Origin of the sequence: Microcoleus sp. B9-D4, from assembly GCF_036705105.1 — a bacterium.
Lineage (GTDB): Bacteria > Cyanobacteriota > Cyanobacteriia > Cyanobacteriales > Microcoleaceae > Microcoleus.
In genome coordinates this window covers 36,190-52,005 of record NZ_JAUBTS010000053.1, presented here as the reverse complement: position 1 = coordinate 52,005, position 15,816 = coordinate 36,190, and the positions used below count along the sequence as shown (strand labels likewise).

The window sequence follows — 15,816 nt, the reverse complement described above, 5'->3', positions numbered from 1 at the left end:
TCTGATTTTACAAATGAGTGGGGGATGCTACCAGGAGCGGAATATCAACCGCTCCTGGACTTCGCAGAAGAAACCCTTGCTACCGCTCCTTACAACGATTTGAGCGAACTTACGCACAAAATTAAAAGAGGCTTTCTCGACTACGTGCGGCAAGGAATAATGCTCGACACAATCCGCCGATATCGCTTATATAAAGACAAATTCAAAGACTTCAAAACCTACTGCGAACAAGGACTTGGCCGCCAGCATTTTTACTGCAAGCAAATCATCAAGGCCGCTGATATCTGCCTGCGATTAATAAAAGCCGGATTCCAAATTTTGCCTAACTGCGTAGCTCAAGCTACGACGTTGGGGAAGTACGCCGCCATTGATAAATACGGCGACAGTCCCTTAGAGAGCAAGTGGCAGGAAGTTGTGGAGAGCGTACCCAAGGAGAAAATTTCCGCCGTGACCATCGCCGAAACTATTGACGAGAATCCAGAACCCAGACTGCAACAAGTCCGCATCAAGAAGGATACCTACGCACTGCTAGCTAAGAAAGCAGCGGCTGCAGGATTGTCTTTTCAGGAGCTGCTGGACAGAATCGCAGACGAGTACAAACGTCAGAAAGAGGAAGAGGCAGAGAAAGAGGAAGAGCCAACCATCCCCACACCCGAACAACAGGAGATTTTAGACCAGCTAGACACCGAGTTTCAGAAAGACATCGGCGCGATCGGCAAAAGCGACAAACCGCTACCAGGCTTAGGAAAAAACAAACCCTCACGAAGCTATCAAAAAGCTATCAGACCGAATAGATCCGACAAAGCGTCGGACTCATCCTAGTTAGGTTTAAAAACCATGCACAATACTTTCACCTATCGGCATTCTGACTTGCCCACGTTTCGTCCTGAAATAAAAGCTGAAATCATAGCGGTAGGACTTCACGTTGACGACTTGATTCTTAAAAGTCAAGGCAATTACCGCGAGCTTGAAGAGTTGGCGGAAACCTTAGATAACTGCCTAAGCACTTGCGAGCTTAATCTCAAATCAATTCAGATAATCCCCGACAACAGTTTGCAACCGCATATCAGCATGAGAGATTTGCCTATGGAAGAGAAACAAATCATTTTCTCTACCGCCCTTACATCTTCCATCGCGATCGAAGCTTTAGCTTCAGTTTTTGGCAAAAGCCCCCAGCAGATAGCTAGCGAACTTGCGGAAAAAACCCAAGAATTTAGCGCCACCGTCACGGCCGGGAAGATTAACGCAGTAATTGAAGAGTTGCTGCAAGTCTGGCGCAAAGAACCAAGTTAGGCGGTTTACAAAATTGAGGTCGATACCAAGCCGTAAATTCAAAGACAGAAGCGGTTAACCACATTAACCGCTTCTGTCTATCAGACGGACACGACCATCTACTCCTCATACCTTCATAACACATGACTGCACCCAAACCTATCAGCCAGCGGCGAATCGATCACCTAAAGGCAACAGCGCTCAAACTCGGATTTACAAAAGAATACGCCAAGCGTTACGGCAAACTCAGTAAAACCGCTACTTGGGAGACGCTGTTAAATTCTTACGGGGTCAAGCTTCCAGAGCATGACACCCCTGCAATTCTAATCAGCGACAGTGATATTGAGAGCGATTCTGTCAGGCAACCTACGCCCATTAACTTTTTTCACTGGGTTGACTTTCCCCAGTTAATCGCCGTCACGCTCGCATCAGCGGGACTGTTTGTGCTAGCTCGCCCTCTACTTCAGCACATCAGCCCCTCAAAACTTTTTCAACTTCCTCCCGTACAAATCAACATCAAAATCGGAGTCAAAGCATGAGCTTACAGTTACGACTTTTTGGCGGTGGTCAATCTGACGCTGGAAAAATGACCAGCAGCGGTGGCAACCACGCGATAGATAAATCCAAGGTGCTAGCAGCGACCGACGCAGCCACCATCTCGCCGACTAACCCCGGCAACTTTGACTCAATTCGATCGGTTCCGGTCGTGCCGTCGCCGCGCTACTTCGATCGCGAAGAAGCCGACAAGCTCAAAGAGTTGGCAAAGCAAAAAACTGAGGACGCTCGGCACACAAAACGGAGTTACAAGGCACTGGGGAAAATTGAAGCGGCCGATAAGACAGTGCACAAAGAGCACCGGAAATACGAGGGAGTAGTTGCCGAAAACGAACTCGGCAAAGTGCGGGCCAATGCTGGATTAGCAAAGAAACTGCACGGACTGCGGCCCGGTTATGCACGACTGGGTTTAGGAATTGACAAAGCAGACAGCGACGCTCGCACCCGTATTGACGCCATTACTGCCAAACTCACCGGGGGAAATAACTAATGCGAGCGATGTACTTGGCTAATTATTTTCTTAGCGGGTGCATCGCTGCCAGCTTTTTAGGCTGGTTAGCGTCGCTGCACCCGAACGCACTTCGCGCCGTTTTGTGTTTGCTTGCCGTAATTGCAATAGCTTGGGGATTGAGTTGGTTGCTCGATTATTCTGTAAGCAATTTGCTCAAAATCTCAGTTGCTGATTTTCAAGCTTTGTTAATTGGAATTTTGGCAATGCTGTTAATTGGTCTAGGGGTGTTTGTATGCAGTTAAAAATGTTCATAATTTCAGGCACGGCGCTGACTTTGTGGCTGACACCTCTCACAGCGCTTGACAAGCGCATCAGTTGGCACAAATCGTTGCAAGGATTGAGCCTCTGTGCAGCTATTGCTTGCGCCGTGCAAGCTGGAAATATCGCCCGCCAATTGGCTAAAGAGCTAGAAATTGAAACCATAAAAACGCGCGCAATCACTGCCGACGTTATTGATGAAATTTCAACAAGCGCGTATATTTCCCAGCAAGAACGCCAGCAGGAAGCAGAACGAATTTTGAACGGCGCGCCGGAACGTTCCGACGAAGTGGAACGGCTAGAACGATTGATGGCACTAACTTGTGACGAACCAGAACGGCTAGAACGTTCTGAGCAAAACTCATTAACTAAGGAGGAGTCTGAACAGCTAGAACGCATTTTGCAATTAAAAGCGCGCGGTTACGGCAAAGCAAAAATAATCTTTGAATTGTGGGGAGTTAACAAGGGAGGCAGCGCTAAGTACAAATTAGCAGAGGCTGAGTACAACCGATTAACTCAAGAGTAAACCGCCTGATGATGGCCGCCGGGAATCAGCGGCCGAAACTCCCCCTTATTAAGGGGAGTAGCGGATCGATTCCAACCCGAACCGCCGATTAAAAAGGCGCGATTTAGGGCTTTCAGATTGAATCAAGCTGTAACGGCTTTTTTGGTTTCATAAGCTCGGTCGCCGCCAATTAATTGTTTATCTCGCGCACTTAGAAGCTTTAAGAGTGAAGTAGGCTCATGTGGCCTTTGGGTGATTCATAAGCTGCTGCTGCGAGATTTAGAAACCTCACCCTTAAAAATGGAATGACTCAAATTATTGGCTTGGATATTAGCAAAGCCTCGGTTTCGTGCTGCTTAATATCAGAAACAATTAACGAACCGCGCGAGTTTTATTACCGCTACAATTTCCATAAATTCGCTGCTACAGCGCACGGAATTAATGAATTACTTGCACTAATTGGATCGGAATTGGATCGGAAAAATACGATCGCAGTGATGGAACCGACCGGGGTAAATTATCAAATCCTCTGGGGAACTCAGCTCGCCAGGGCTGGAGTAGAGGTGCGGCTAGTCGGGCACAAAGAGCTTCGATCGTTCCGCGAGCACCATCTAGCGTTACCGGATAAAGATGATGATGCCGACGCGCTCGCACTGGCAATTTACGGATGGGACTATCAAGATACGCCACGGCGATTTGTGCAAATGCGCGATCGCACAATCGTACAAATTCGCCGACTTGTACTTCGGCTCGCGCACCTAAACCGGGTGCAATCGCCAATCATCAACCGTGCCAGACAAGATTTAGCTTGGCAATTTCCAGAAGCGGCGTTGATTAAATCGCTTCGGTCTGGCGAGAAAGTGCCGTTGCTTTGGGGCTGGCTATGTGGCGAGAGGCAGTCCGTCAAATACGATCTACTGTTGGAGCGGTCGATCGGATTGGGAATTACAGACGAGGTGCGACTTCACGCCGCCCGAATCTGTAACTTGCAGCGGGAAGAAATGGCAATTGAGTTTGAGCTCTCTAAATTGGTAGCAGAACCGCAGTTCTTGCCGTACCGTAAAGTTTTTGCTCAATTCGGTTTTGGCCGCCGAGTCGAAGCGCTGCTACTTTCCCAGATTTATCCGTTTGAGAATTATCTCGCTGCTGACGGCAAACCGGATATCAAAATTCGCACTGGCAGGCGATCGGGCAAACCAACAAAGCGGCATTTATCGCTTCGCCGATTCTGCAAAGCTTTGGGGTACGCGCCTTCCCAAGAAAGCAGCGGCGACTTGCAAAAGTCTAAAGTTGTTGGCGGTTCGGACTTGTGCCGAAAAGCTCTGTGGCAATGGATTTTTACCAGGATTGAACCGACTCGCGCTCGCATGGCTAACGACATAGGCGATCGGCTCGGTCAAATCATGGATGAGGAGAAAGCTAGCGGCCGGCCGGTGCGGTTAGTGCGATCGCGCGTGGCGGCCAAAGCAGTTAAGCTGTTGTTCAAGGAACTTGTGCGCGAGCTTGTTTACTCCAATCTAAAATCTAAAATCTAAAATCCAGTGACAGGAATTACTAGAGTGAAACCAAAAACCTTAAATCGGACTTTGCCACTAGCAACCTTTGAGGCTGCTTACCAGTTGTTACAGCAAATGGCTGAAATCCCAGGGGCGATTTGGCTCACCGACGATGCGATCGCTGATTCTCAAAATCTGGAAAATTCGTCGGAAAGGTTTGCAGCATTGGTATCAGAGCATTTTAGCGCGCTGCTTCGGGGCAATCTATTAGATGAGTTCGCAACAAACGGACACAAGCACAGCGAAAAAAATCTCCATTCGCAATTGAATGTGCAGTTGACTTTCGACCCCGGGGCGATCGCCAATTTCCTGTCTCCCCTCGCAGACAAACTCGCAGAAATAAAGCCCGCACCTTCGTGGAAAATTGACATTCGCGCCCTCAAACAAGGAATTAAAAATATACAGCCCAACTCGGCCGTTCTTCAAAGCGAATTCACCCTAAATTTGCTGGATATTCTCGCTGCCAATGCCAGCCCAAATAATCGCCTGTCCCTACACAGCCAAACAGAAATAGAGGGAAAATCAGCGCCCAAAGTTATAGATCCAGAAACGCTACAAAGCCAGATTGCTGAAGCCGTCAATCAATTACAAATTGCCAGTCCCTGCATTTCATTTTGTCAGCCAGTAGAAGATGCTTTGCAGCAACAGCTTGAACAAGAGCGACTTTTGAATCAGGTGACAACTCAAATCCGCCAGAGTTTGGAATTGCCTGTAATTTTGTCAAAAGCAGTCGAGCAAGTGCGAGAGTTTTTGGAGGTCGATCGCCTGTTAATTTATCAATTTGAAAAAGTGCCAGCGTCGCACAATGGCGAGTTAGCTAAAGAAATACCTGCAGCGGTTTCTGGGTCTGGCGAAATCCCAGAAAATTCCGGGTCTTACTTGTATTTAGGCCGCGTTACCTACGAAGCTTTAGCCAATGATGGTATCTCGTCTGTATTGAATTTTAGTGAAGACGCGCAGTGTTTTACCAATGGAGTCATTGACCGAGAGAAATATCGCAAAGGTTTGGCTTTGTGCGTCGCGGATGTGGAAACAACTTACTCTTCGCAACCTTGTTTTTTGGAGTTGATGCGGCGGGCAAAGGTGCGGGCAAAGTTGCTAGTGCCGATCGTGGTTCAAGACGACTTGTGGGGGCTGCTAATTGCCCACCAGTGTACTTTTCGCGAGTGGGAAGAAAGCAAAAAAACATTTTTGCGACAAATAGCAGAACATTTGGCGATCGCCATTTACCAAGCCGAACTTTATGCACAAGTCCAGCAGCAAAAGCGCACCTCAGAACAGCGCGTAATAGAGCGCACGCAAGAACTGCGCGATGCACTGGTTGCCGCCCAGTCTGCCAGCCTCGCCAAGAGCGAGTTTTTGGCAGCTATGAGCCACGAATTGCGGACTCCTCTCACTTGCGTCATCGGCATTTCCGACACACTGCTGCGGTGGTCTTATGGCAAAGTTGGCAGTAAAGAAGTGCCAGTGCAAAAGCAGCGGCAGTACCTGCAAACTATCCGAGACAGCGGCGACCACCTATTAGAATTAATTAACGATATTTTAGATTTATCGCAAGTAGAAGCGGGAAAAGCAGTATTAAAAATTAGTGAATTTTCACTTTCTAAATTAGCTTCTCAGAGCCTGCACGCCCTCAAAGAAAAAGCTGCGGCTAAAGGCGTGGAACTGCTGCAAGAACAGCGGATAAAACAAGAGTGCGATCGCTTCATCGCTGACCCGCGCCGCTTGAGACAAATTCTCTTCAATCTTTTAGGAAATGCGATTAAGTTTACTCCCAAAGGCGGGCGAGTCATCCTGCGAGTTTGGGTGACAGAAGATAAAAATCGAACGCCTGCAGTGCGACAACCTGGTACTGCACCTGCTGGCAGTACCGCTGTTTTTCAAATCAAAGATACCGGAATTGGAATTCCCGAAAATCAGCGATCGTTGTTGTTTCAAAAATTCCAGCAGTTGGATTCCCCCTACCGCCGCGAATACGGCGGCACCGGTCTGGGATTGGCTTTAACTAAACAGTTAGTAGAGCTTCACGGCGGCGCGATCGAAGTTAACTCTACAGTTGATGTCGGCTCTACTTTTACCGTTTTTATACCCATCCAAACTCTAACCAAAGATGAATCCACAAAATTTAAATATGAAAAATCGAATTCATCTTTACCGCTGCATTCTTCCTCATTGCGGGGCAGCCTCGTGCTCGTCGAAGAAGATGAAGAAACTGCCATGCTGATTTGCGATATCCTGACAGTCGCAGGAATGCAAGTGGTGTGGATGATTGAAGGTTCGGCGGCGGTGGAACAAATTGAACTTTTGCAACCGAATGCTGTGATTGTCGATATGCGTTTGCCCGGTATGAATGGCTGCGAAATAATTCACCAACTGCGCCAAAAATCCGCTACTGAAAATATCAAAATTCTGGCTTTAAGCGCTAATGAAATTCCGCCAGATCAGATATCTTTCGTGACGGCTGGAGCTAACGATTGTTTGGCTAAACCGATTCACCCTGAGCAATTGCTGGACAAAATTATTTCTTTAATGGCTGGGATTGGTAATGGGTAATACAATTTGAGATTTGAGATTTGAGATTTGAGATTGGGGAATGACCACGAATTTCAAAGGTGGTACCCGCCACGTGATTTATCCCTGGAATCAATCCCAAATCTCAAATATAAAATCCTCAAGAAAGAGCATTTATCCGTGGGGTCGCCTCTAAAATCTAAAATCTAAAATCTAAAATCGATTGACTCATTGGATATGGGTTGGGATATGGTCTACAGTTACATTATTTTTTTGAACTGGTATAATTTGTAATTCCCAATTACCAATTCCTATCCGCAATTCCCCATGATTAATTGTCAAATTCCTACAGGATTAATTGTTTCTTGTCAAGCACCTGCGGATTCGCCGCTGCACGATCCGATCGTAATTGCGGCAATGGCGCGAACCGCCATCAATCGAGGTGCATCGGGGGTGCGGATTGACACTCCGGCTCACATTGCAGCGGTGCGAAAACAGATATCCGCTCCCATAATTGGGATTTGGAAGCAGCAATTGCCGGGATGCGAGATTTACATTACTCCTCGGTTTGAAGACGCGCGGGCGATCGCCGCTTCTGGAGCCGATATTATCGCCGTTGATGCTACTGAGAGAAACCGTCCTGCTGGCGAAGAGTTAAAGACGTTAATCGCGCGAATTCACAGTGAATTGGGCAAATTAGTGATGGCGGATGTAGATACAATAGAAGCTGCGATCGCGGCAGCCGAAGCTGGTGCAGATACTGTAGCAACTACTCTTTTTGGCTATACTGCCCAGACGGAAAATTTGTCGCCGCCGGGATTTGATTTGCTTGCGGAAATGGTAGAAAAGCTTAAGGTTCCCGTTATCTGCGAAGGCGGGATCTCGGGGCCGGAAATGGCTAAAAAAGCCTTGGATTTAGGAGCGGTGGCTGTTGTTGTGGGGACAGATATTACTGGGATTGATATTAAAGTGACAGCCTATAAGTCGCTGATGGGGAAGTAAGAAGGAAGAAGGAAGAAGGAAGAAGGAAGAAGGAATAGGGAATAGGGAAGATGGGAGAAGGGAGAAGGGGGGAGAAAGATTCGGCGAGAGAAATCGCTTGTAGGCAAAGGAAACGCGCAAGGTAAGGGTGGGAAATATCGGGCGATTTCCATCGCCCTTTATCAGGGGAAGTTGCTAAGGAATGAGAATTAAATAACTTCCACTCTTGAAAGTGGGATGGGCGTCCCGCCCGTCCAAAAAGGACGGGCGGGACGCCCATCCCACAATAACAATTAAAATTGTAAGTTATTTAATTCGCGATCCTAAATCAGTGCGCCGTTGATAAAGCTGCTAACTACAGCCAAGGCGATCGCCCCCAGTACCGCGCTCCAAAGGCCCATCCGCAAACTAAATCCTTCAACTAACTTCGCAGCCGAGGCAAAAACAATCACGTTCATGACAAAAGCAAACGCGCCGGAAAGCAATCCCAGCGTCAGTAGGTTCGGCACGAAAAAAACTGCTTTCAGAATTGGCAAAATTAAAACATTCAACATTCCCAAAACCGCAGCGGAAATTACTGCTTTCGGTGTGCTGTCAATTTCTACGCCGATCGGCAGTTGAGAAATCAGTAGCAAGCTGCTACCCGTCACCAGCCAAGCAATCAAAAAATCGATCGGTTCCACAGCGCCCCTACCTCCTTAACAGTTGAATTGTCAGAAAAACCTGATATTTAACATACATCTTATATACCTTAATTAAACAATCCGGCTGATTCGTCTGCCAATCGACAGAATTTATGTCTGTTACTAAAGAGTGAGAAGTTATAATCCCTGTAATCATCTGCCCAATCATCCGGATGGGGCCCGTATCAACCTGTTAGTTGAATAAAAAGAGCAGATTAATTAATATGGCTGGCGATTTTTCTTTTAACTCTAAAATCCGATTCGACAAAAATGGCTTGGACAATGCTTCACGGCAACGCAGCCGATCGCTCCAAGTTATGGTTTTTATGCTGCTCGTCACTACCTTGGTGACGCTACCAATATTTCGTCTAGCCGAATTGCAACTGGTACAGGGAGCCTACAACCGACAGCGGGCGGAAAATAACCGCATTCGCCCTGTTTCAGTCCCAGCGACTCGCGGTCAAATTTTAGACCGCAACGGCAAAATTTTTGCGGCCAGCCGCGTATCTCGATCAGTCTATGTGTGGCCAAAAGAGCGATCGGCTAAGGAGTGGCAAGAGATCGCCGCTACACTGGGCCCGATCGTCAAACTTCCCGCTGCCGAAATTATCAAAAAAATCGATGGAGCCGGCTACAGATCAGCCCTACCAGTGCGAATTAGTAAGGATATTGATGTCGGTACTTTCGTCGCTTTGGGAGAACAAGCTAATACTTTGCGGGGAGTTGAAATTCGCGTAGAATCGAGCCGAGACAATCCCAACCAGCAATTAGCAGCTCACCTTTTGGGGTACGTCGGCGAAGCTAGTTTAGAGCAATTAAAAGCTAATCCTGCATATCCGATGGGAATGATCGTCGGTCAAATGGGAGTTGAAAAATTAGCTAATTCAACTTTAGAGGGCGTTTGGGGAAACCGTTTAATCGAGGTAAATGCTAAGGGCGAAGAAATCCAAGATTTAGGTGTAAAAGACCCTATTCCTGGCAAACCGGTGCAGCTAACTTTAGATTTAGATATGCAGAAAACTGCGGAAAAAGCTTTGGGCGATCGCCTGGGTGCAGTTGTGGCGATCGACGTAAAAACCGGAGCTCTTTTAACAATGGCTAGTTGGCCGACATTTGACCCCAATATTTTCACCCGCAAGGTGACTCAAAAAGAATGGGATAGACTGCAAGGGCCAGAAAAACCGTTTTTAAATCGAGCCGTTCAAGGTTATCCAGTCGGTAGCACTTTTAAAATTGTCACTGCTATAGCGGGGATGGAGTCGGGCAAGTTTTCTCCTGACTCGACTTTGGGCACTTCTTCTTCAATTAACATCGGCGGAATTTCTTTTAACGAACACAGCGGCGGTTACGGCGTTATCGGTTTCCGCGATGCTTTAGCCTACAGCAGCAATACGTTTTTCTATCAAGTAGGTATGGCTGCTGGCCCCGAACAAATGGCGAAATGGGCTAAAGCGATGGGCATTGGCGGTACTATTAATTTAGATCTTTTGGGGTTGGAATCCGCCAATCACGGTCAAGTTCCGATACCAGCAGAGAAACAGAAAATGTATGGTGAAGATTGGTATGTTGGCGATACAGTAACAATGTCGATTGGTCAAGGTTTGGTACTTTGTACTCCCTTAGAATTGGCTGTGATGGTGTCAACTGTTGCTAATGGCGGTTATCGAGTTCAGCCGCATTTATTGGCTTCTCAAACCAACACTCCTATTACCAAAAAAGTTCCCACAGGTATTAAGCCTGCAACTTTGAATGTTGTTCGCCAGGGATTGATTGACGTGGTGAAAAAAGGGACTGGCAAACGCATGAATGATGGTACTATTCCTTTAAGTGCTGGTAAGACTGGGACGGTGGAAATGCCCGGTCATCCTGACAATTCTATGTTTGTGGGTTTTGCTCCTGCTGACAAACCGGAAGTTGCGATCGCAGTTATAGTTGAAGGCGGCGGATTTGGTTCTGTATCGGCGGCACCAATTGCTCAAGAGGTATTTAGAACCTATTTTCAAAAGCAGGGTTTTAAACCTACTAATAAGCCTCTATAGTCATTAGTTAATAGTTGACTGTTGGCTGTTGGCTGTTCTCATTTTGTCCCATACATCGATCGCACTATTCTTGATATCTTGGAAAAGTGCGATCGATCAAAAGTTTTCCCCTACCAATCGTCTCACTTCCACGGTTGATAAATTCATCATTTGCGCTACCTGTTCCAGACTCATTCCAGAATTTAAGAGTTGAGTTACGAGCGATCGTAATGTTGACTCCGCTGCCAGTCGTCCCAGTTTTTCTTCCTTATGAGTCTTCAAAAACTCACCGGTTTCAGGAACTCTAAACCTCAATTCTCCTGAAATTAGATGCAATTCCAGTCCCAGCACTTCACTGAACAACCACAGCGTATCGAAAGCGATATTGTTGGCAGCAATCGGCTCGTACTGATTGTTTATCAAACGTACTCCCTGTAAAATCGGATTCAGATAATCTCCCGACGGATCGTACTGAAAATATTCCCTAACTCCCAAAGCTCGATAAATTTCCGGTTTGGTTTCTTGGTCTTTCGTCTGAGTTGTTTCCGAAGTAATTTCTAACACAAAATCTGGAGTAATTCCGCCTTCTTCCCAAACTTTATAATTATCCCTTTTGCGGTTGGCAACTCCAAACACCACATAAATATCGGGAGCAACAACCGCTTGGTTGTTCCCTTGTTCATAATAAATGAAAGAATTGGCTGACACGTAAACATCAGAACGTTCTTGAAAGTAAAGCTTGACAGCTTCAACGCTGTAAGTCATGTAATCGCGCGTGATGTCGCTTTCAGCCATCGGCTCTCCGTCGCTGCTGGGATATTCAATTTCTAGTTGTTCGACTTGAGTTAAAATTGTCATTTTTCAATTTTCCTCAAAGTTAATTAATTTAATGGTAGCATTCTGTCGGGTTTGAGAAAGTTTCAATATCCTCAAAAAAATCAACAGCGGTAAGGTGTGCACTGCACACCTACATAATTAGGTCCTGCGTCCTGGACTGTAAGGCTGTTAAGATGGTGTACAGATACAGACTCTTTAAATTCTAATTAATCCCTCTGTCTAAAATAATCATTTCCGAACCAACAACCGGACTTCTAGCTATTAACTTGCCTTCCATATTCGCAATTTCTAACTTACTGAAATCGAGTGAGTTAGCCTCCTTCCACATCTTCGTTGCTAGTTGATTTTGCTCAACTTCGCTGAGTTTGTACCAATCTTCAGCGACTTTTACTGTCAAAATGCTGCTGGAAAAATTAGCTTGAACAGACTCAACTAAACCGCCGCCCAGTCGATTCTTAATGTCAGTAACTTGATTTTGAATCGCAGCAATCAGAGACTGTTCGGGCGTCAGCGGTGGCGGTGGGATAATTTCTACGGGTTGCGGTTTTTCCGGCGCCACTAAATCGGGCAACTTGCTTTTGAAGTTAGCAGAGATTGGCTCAGATGGTACGATCGCCTCTGGGGATTTTGGCGTTCCCGATGCCATAAAATCACCAAAAGTTTGCGGCGACTGCTGCGCTGCTGGCAAAGGCACTTTTGCTACTTTCTCCGACGGTTTGGCTGAGAAACTGTTGAAAGTTAAACCGACTACAACGATCAGAATTGCTGCTAGGGCGGCGTTTAAAATTGGATCGGACAGCTTCTGGTTCGTAGATGGTGGCAGTAGCGATCGCACTAGCCGTACAATACTTTGCCAAAGTACAACGACTTTCTCTAAAAAACTCCCTTCCCTGCGTTGGGATACAGGCTTTTTCTCAACTTTTACAGCAACTTTTGGTGGCACGCTGTTAACTTCCGCAGCAACAGCGGGAGGAGTTGCTGTTGCTGAGTCAGAAGCGGTGGGCGCGATCGGCTTTTCTTGCTGCAACGGGGTTTCGGCTGCTAATTTTTTCCCTTTTTTTCCCAAATTCCCGATCGATGCCATCAAAGTTTTGATTCTCTGATTTTTGGGAACCGCGCTGCTGGCATTTTGAGTTTTGCTGCCAGTGGGGGCAGACTTTGCCGCCGAATCAACCTCCGGTGTCGGAGATTGAGAGGGTTCTGGAGTTGGTTGGTTTAGTTGTTCTTCTGACATTTTCTCTGCCTTGGGGCGTTGCAAATATATCTAAACGAGATAAATTTTAATTGAGCCATCTCAACCTTAATTTATCATTTTATTAGTTGTAACCGAATCAAAATGAGCATCAAACGTCGTCACTTTCTAGTTTTAGGCAGTCTCAGCAGCTTAGGTTTTGCCGGAGTCTGGAAAATGTTTCAGCTTCGGACTGCCTGGGGTACAGACGCCAACGCTGCTGTCCCTTCTAACGTTGAGGCAGAAAGGGCGATCGTCCCTTTGCCGGCCTCACCGCCTATTTTACGCTTTATTTCGGTAGCCGACACCGGTACCGGGGCAGAAGGTCAGTATGCTGTCGCTGAGGCGATGGCGCAATATCACCGGGAAAACCCTTTTAATGTTGCTGTTCTCGCCGGCGACAATATCTACAATAACGGCGAAATTGAAAAAATTAATGCTGTTTTCGAGCGTCCTTATCAGCCATTATTACAGCAAGGTGTAAAATTTTATGCTTGTCTGGGAAATCACGATATCCGCACTGCTAACGGCGATCCGCAAGTTAAATATGCGGGTTTTAATATGCAAGGTCGCTACTATACTTTTCGCCGCGATCCCGTACAGTTTTTTGCTTTAGATACCAATCACAATGCGGATTGGAAAAATCAGCTTGTTTGGCTGGAAAAAGAGTTGAGTCAGAGCACCGCACCTTGGAAAGTTGTGTTCGGCCATCACCAGATTTATTCCTCTGGCCTGTACGGATTGAATCAATCTTTTATTAAGACTTTGACGCCTTTGTTTCAAAAGTACGGCGTGCAGCTTTATATCAACGGACACGAGCACAGTTACGAACGCACTCGCTCGATTAACGGTACGACTTATTTAATTTGCGGTGCCGGCGGGGGCACTCGTGCGGTGGGGCGTTCTGAGTGGACGGAGTATTCTGCTAGCCGCCTGAGTTTTGCGACGTTTGATGTCTATGAAGACCGGATGTTTGTCAGTTCTATTGGTACTGACAAACGGGTTTTTGACAGGGGAGTGATCGAAGTGCGATCGGCTTAATTCAAATTATATTCAGGAGCAAACCAAATGAATAGGGGTTTTAGAGCCAATAAAACTGGTTTTGTTTTAGAAACAACTGTAGAAGGTACGTTGAGAGGCCACGGATATCTCGAAATATGTCCCCAGTTGCCGAAAAAGCGCAAGCGAGATTGGCTCTTAAGCTCTACTGAAAATCCCAAGCGATATGCTAAACAGGTTTATATCGGAGCTAGCATTTATGAAACTGAAATAAATGTCGATTTTTATATTGTTGGTTGCGGTTTGTTTCCTCTGGGTCTAATTGTTGAGTGCAAGTGGCAAGAAGACAAAGGTTCAGTAGACGAGAAGTATCCTTACCTCAATTTAAATATTAAAAATTGCTATCGGGTTCCTACTATTGTTATAGTGGGTGGTGACGGTATGAGGCAAGGTTCGATCGACTGGTTTAAAAAACAAATTCCTGACAATGAAAATCTGTTGGCCGTTCAAAAGCTCGAAGGTTTTATTACCTGGGCTAACAAATATCTGTAACAGAAATTACGGAACTTGGCCGCGTCTGGGTAAACTACGCATTGCTCCTACAAAATATGCTTAGGATTGCGAATTAAATAATTTACACTCTTGAAAGTGGGGAGTAGGGGTTGGGCCCTCTTAGCCCGCCCTTTCTGGACGGGCGGGACGCCCATCCCACAAGAACGCATTGTAAGTTATTTAATTCTCATTCCTTAATTAGAGACTTGGCTTAAATAAGATTTAAAATAAACGTATTAATAATTCTTGGATTTTTCCGCGTTTGAGACTATTAGAGTTAATTCCCCTAGATGCTGAAATTTCAATAAATTTAGGCAGAGATTGATTGGGAAAAATTTGAGTATCTCGGTAGATTTTTTTGATAAAATCGCAGTTAGAATTAGACAGCATAACTTTCACGCCCCGTTCTGCAAGTTCTGCAAAAATATCTCTCAGTTTAAGCTGTTCCGATTCTTTGAAATTATCCCGGCTGTAAGTCGTGAAGTTACTGGTGGCACTGATTGGATAATAAGGCGGGTCAAAATAAACAAAGTCTTCGGTGCTGGTAGCAAAATCCAAAATTTCATCGAATTTTCTGACTTCAATTTGAGCGGGCGCGAGTAAAGATGAGACCGCTCGCAGTAAATCTGCTTGACAAATGTTAGGGTTTTTGTATCGACCTATGGGAACATTAAATTCACCTTTTGAGTTTTCTCTGTAGAGGCCGTTGTAACAAGTTTTATTTAGGTAAATCAGGCGTGCTGCTTTTTCTGTATCTGTTGTGTAGGAGCGCGATCGCACCGAGTAATAATAATCTTTATTGTCCTTGGTATGTTCTAACTGATGCTCCTCTAAAAGTAGAATCAGCTCCTCAACTTTATCCCTGACACAGCGATAAGCATTAATCAACTCAGGATTAATATCTGTTAAAACAGCTTGCAAACCAGGGTGCTGCTGTGCTAAGTAAAAAAATACAGCTCCGCCACCCAAAAAAGGCTCGTAGTAAGTTGTGAAATTTTCAGGAAAATAAGGTTGATATTGTCCAATCAACCGAGTTTTGCCTCCAGCCCATTTCAGAAAGGGACGTGGCAAGACGAAAGAAGGTGCGGCAGCAGACATTTATCTAGAAATAACGGCCCTATAATATTTATCACAACTAGAAGTCAATAGAAATACTTCTGAAGTTCTTACCGGAGGTGGCGTGGCATTAAACAGAGAGTGCTGGAGCCATCGGCGAAAAGTTTTCGTTAGAATTATATATGTCAGCCTCGCCGGCAAAAATGCCCGATCGCCCGATCGGCAGATTTAGCTCCGGCTGTGCCAAAATTGTCTAACTCGCTCACAAGTGTTACCAGTCAAAGATCTAGC

General features: G+C 45.9%; 16 protein-coding genes. 12 read left to right on the top strand and 4 right to left on the bottom strand.

Annotated features, from left to right (window positions below):
* Nucleotides 1–24 precede the first annotated feature (24 nt).
* The 9 genes from QUB24_RS25055 (at nucleotide 25) to QUB24_RS25015 (ending at nucleotide 8,170) form a co-directional block, all read left to right on the top strand.
* Nucleotides 25–822 (top strand): hypothetical protein, encoded by a 798-nt coding sequence (locus QUB24_RS25055; RefSeq protein WP_333156287.1) that lies wholly within the window; start codon nucleotides 25–27, stop codon nucleotides 820–822.
* Nucleotides 823–837: 15 nt separating this feature from the next.
* Entirely contained in the window at nucleotides 838–1,293 is a 456-nt protein-coding gene (locus QUB24_RS25050) for a hypothetical protein (protein WP_333156283.1), read from the top strand.
* Between the two features lie 122 nt (nucleotides 1,294–1,415).
* Nucleotides 1,416–1,811, top strand: a complete 396-nt coding sequence (locus QUB24_RS25045) for a hypothetical protein (protein WP_333156281.1) — start codon at nucleotides 1,416–1,418, stop codon at nucleotides 1,809–1,811.
* Nucleotides 1,808–2,317 (top strand): hypothetical protein, encoded by a 510-nt coding sequence (locus tag QUB24_RS25040; protein ID WP_333156279.1) that lies wholly within the window; start codon nucleotides 1,808–1,810, stop codon nucleotides 2,315–2,317. The genes QUB24_RS25045 and QUB24_RS25040 overlap by 4 nt, the downstream gene beginning before the upstream one ends.
* A complete protein-coding gene (locus QUB24_RS25035; protein WP_333156276.1) occupies nucleotides 2,317–2,580 on the top strand; it encodes a hypothetical protein in 264 nt (87 codons plus the stop codon). The genes QUB24_RS25040 and QUB24_RS25035 overlap by 1 nt, the downstream gene beginning before the upstream one ends.
* 2 nt (nucleotides 2,581–2,582) lie before the next feature.
* On the top strand, nucleotides 2,583–3,122 hold the full coding sequence (locus tag QUB24_RS25030; RefSeq protein WP_333156274.1) for a hypothetical protein: 540 nt from the start codon (nucleotides 2,583–2,585) through the stop codon (nucleotides 3,120–3,122).
* A 284-nt stretch (nucleotides 3,123–3,406) separates the two neighbouring features.
* Entirely contained in the window at nucleotides 3,407–4,636 is a 1,230-nt protein-coding gene (locus QUB24_RS25025) for an IS110 family transposase (RefSeq protein ID WP_333156273.1), read from the top strand.
* Between the two features lie 24 nt (nucleotides 4,637–4,660).
* Entirely contained in the window at nucleotides 4,661–7,210 is a 2,550-nt protein-coding gene (locus QUB24_RS25020; RefSeq protein WP_333156286.1) for an ATP-binding protein, read from the top strand.
* Nucleotides 7,211–7,495: 285 nt separating this feature from the next.
* The gene (locus tag QUB24_RS25015; RefSeq protein WP_333156271.1) at nucleotides 7,496–8,170 is read left to right on the top strand and encodes an N-acetylmannosamine-6-phosphate 2-epimerase; all 675 of its coding nucleotides are present in this window, start codon (nucleotides 7,496–7,498) and stop codon (nucleotides 8,168–8,170) included.
* A 302-nt stretch (nucleotides 8,171–8,472) separates the two neighbouring features.
* Here QUB24_RS25015 and QUB24_RS25010 read toward each other — a convergent pair whose 3' ends face one another.
* On the bottom strand, nucleotides 8,473–8,832 hold the full coding sequence (locus tag QUB24_RS25010; protein WP_333052282.1) for a phage holin family protein: 360 nt from the start codon (nucleotides 8,830–8,832) through the stop codon (nucleotides 8,473–8,475).
* A gap of 224 nt (nucleotides 8,833–9,056) precedes the next feature.
* On the opposite strand from QUB24_RS25010, the gene mrdA reads away from it, so the two are divergent.
* Nucleotides 9,057–10,871, top strand: a complete 1,815-nt coding sequence (gene mrdA / locus QUB24_RS25005) for a penicillin-binding protein 2 (RefSeq protein WP_333156268.1) — start codon at nucleotides 9,057–9,059, stop codon at nucleotides 10,869–10,871.
* 96 nt (nucleotides 10,872–10,967) lie between these two features.
* Here the strand turns inward: mrdA and QUB24_RS25000 are convergent, their stop codons facing one another.
* Both QUB24_RS25000 and QUB24_RS24995 read right to left on the bottom strand, forming a co-directional pair.
* Nucleotides 10,968–11,708 carry a Uma2 family endonuclease gene (locus QUB24_RS25000; protein WP_333156266.1) on the bottom strand — a complete coding sequence of 247 codons (741 nt, stop codon included), beginning with the start codon at nucleotides 11,706–11,708 and terminating at the stop codon, nucleotides 10,968–10,970.
* Nucleotides 11,709–11,889: 181 nt separating this feature from the next.
* Entirely contained in the window at nucleotides 11,890–12,921 is a 1,032-nt protein-coding gene (locus tag QUB24_RS24995; protein ID WP_333156264.1) for a hypothetical protein, read from the bottom strand.
* A 102-nt stretch (nucleotides 12,922–13,023) separates the two neighbouring features.
* On the opposite strand from QUB24_RS24995, the gene QUB24_RS24990 reads away from it, so the two are divergent.
* Nucleotides 13,024–13,959 (top strand): metallophosphoesterase, encoded by a 936-nt coding sequence (locus QUB24_RS24990; protein ID WP_333156262.1) that lies wholly within the window; start codon nucleotides 13,024–13,026, stop codon nucleotides 13,957–13,959.
* A 27-nt stretch (nucleotides 13,960–13,986) separates the two neighbouring features.
* On the top strand, nucleotides 13,987–14,469 hold the full coding sequence (locus QUB24_RS24985) for a PD-(D/E)XK nuclease superfamily protein (protein WP_333156259.1): 483 nt from the start codon (nucleotides 13,987–13,989) through the stop codon (nucleotides 14,467–14,469).
* 222 nt (nucleotides 14,470–14,691) lie between these two features.
* Here the strand turns inward: QUB24_RS24985 and QUB24_RS24980 are convergent, their stop codons facing one another.
* Nucleotides 14,692–15,567 (bottom strand): DNA adenine methylase, encoded by an 876-nt coding sequence (locus QUB24_RS24980; protein WP_333156257.1) that lies wholly within the window; start codon nucleotides 15,565–15,567, stop codon nucleotides 14,692–14,694.
* Nucleotides 15,568–15,816: the final 249 nt, after the last annotated feature.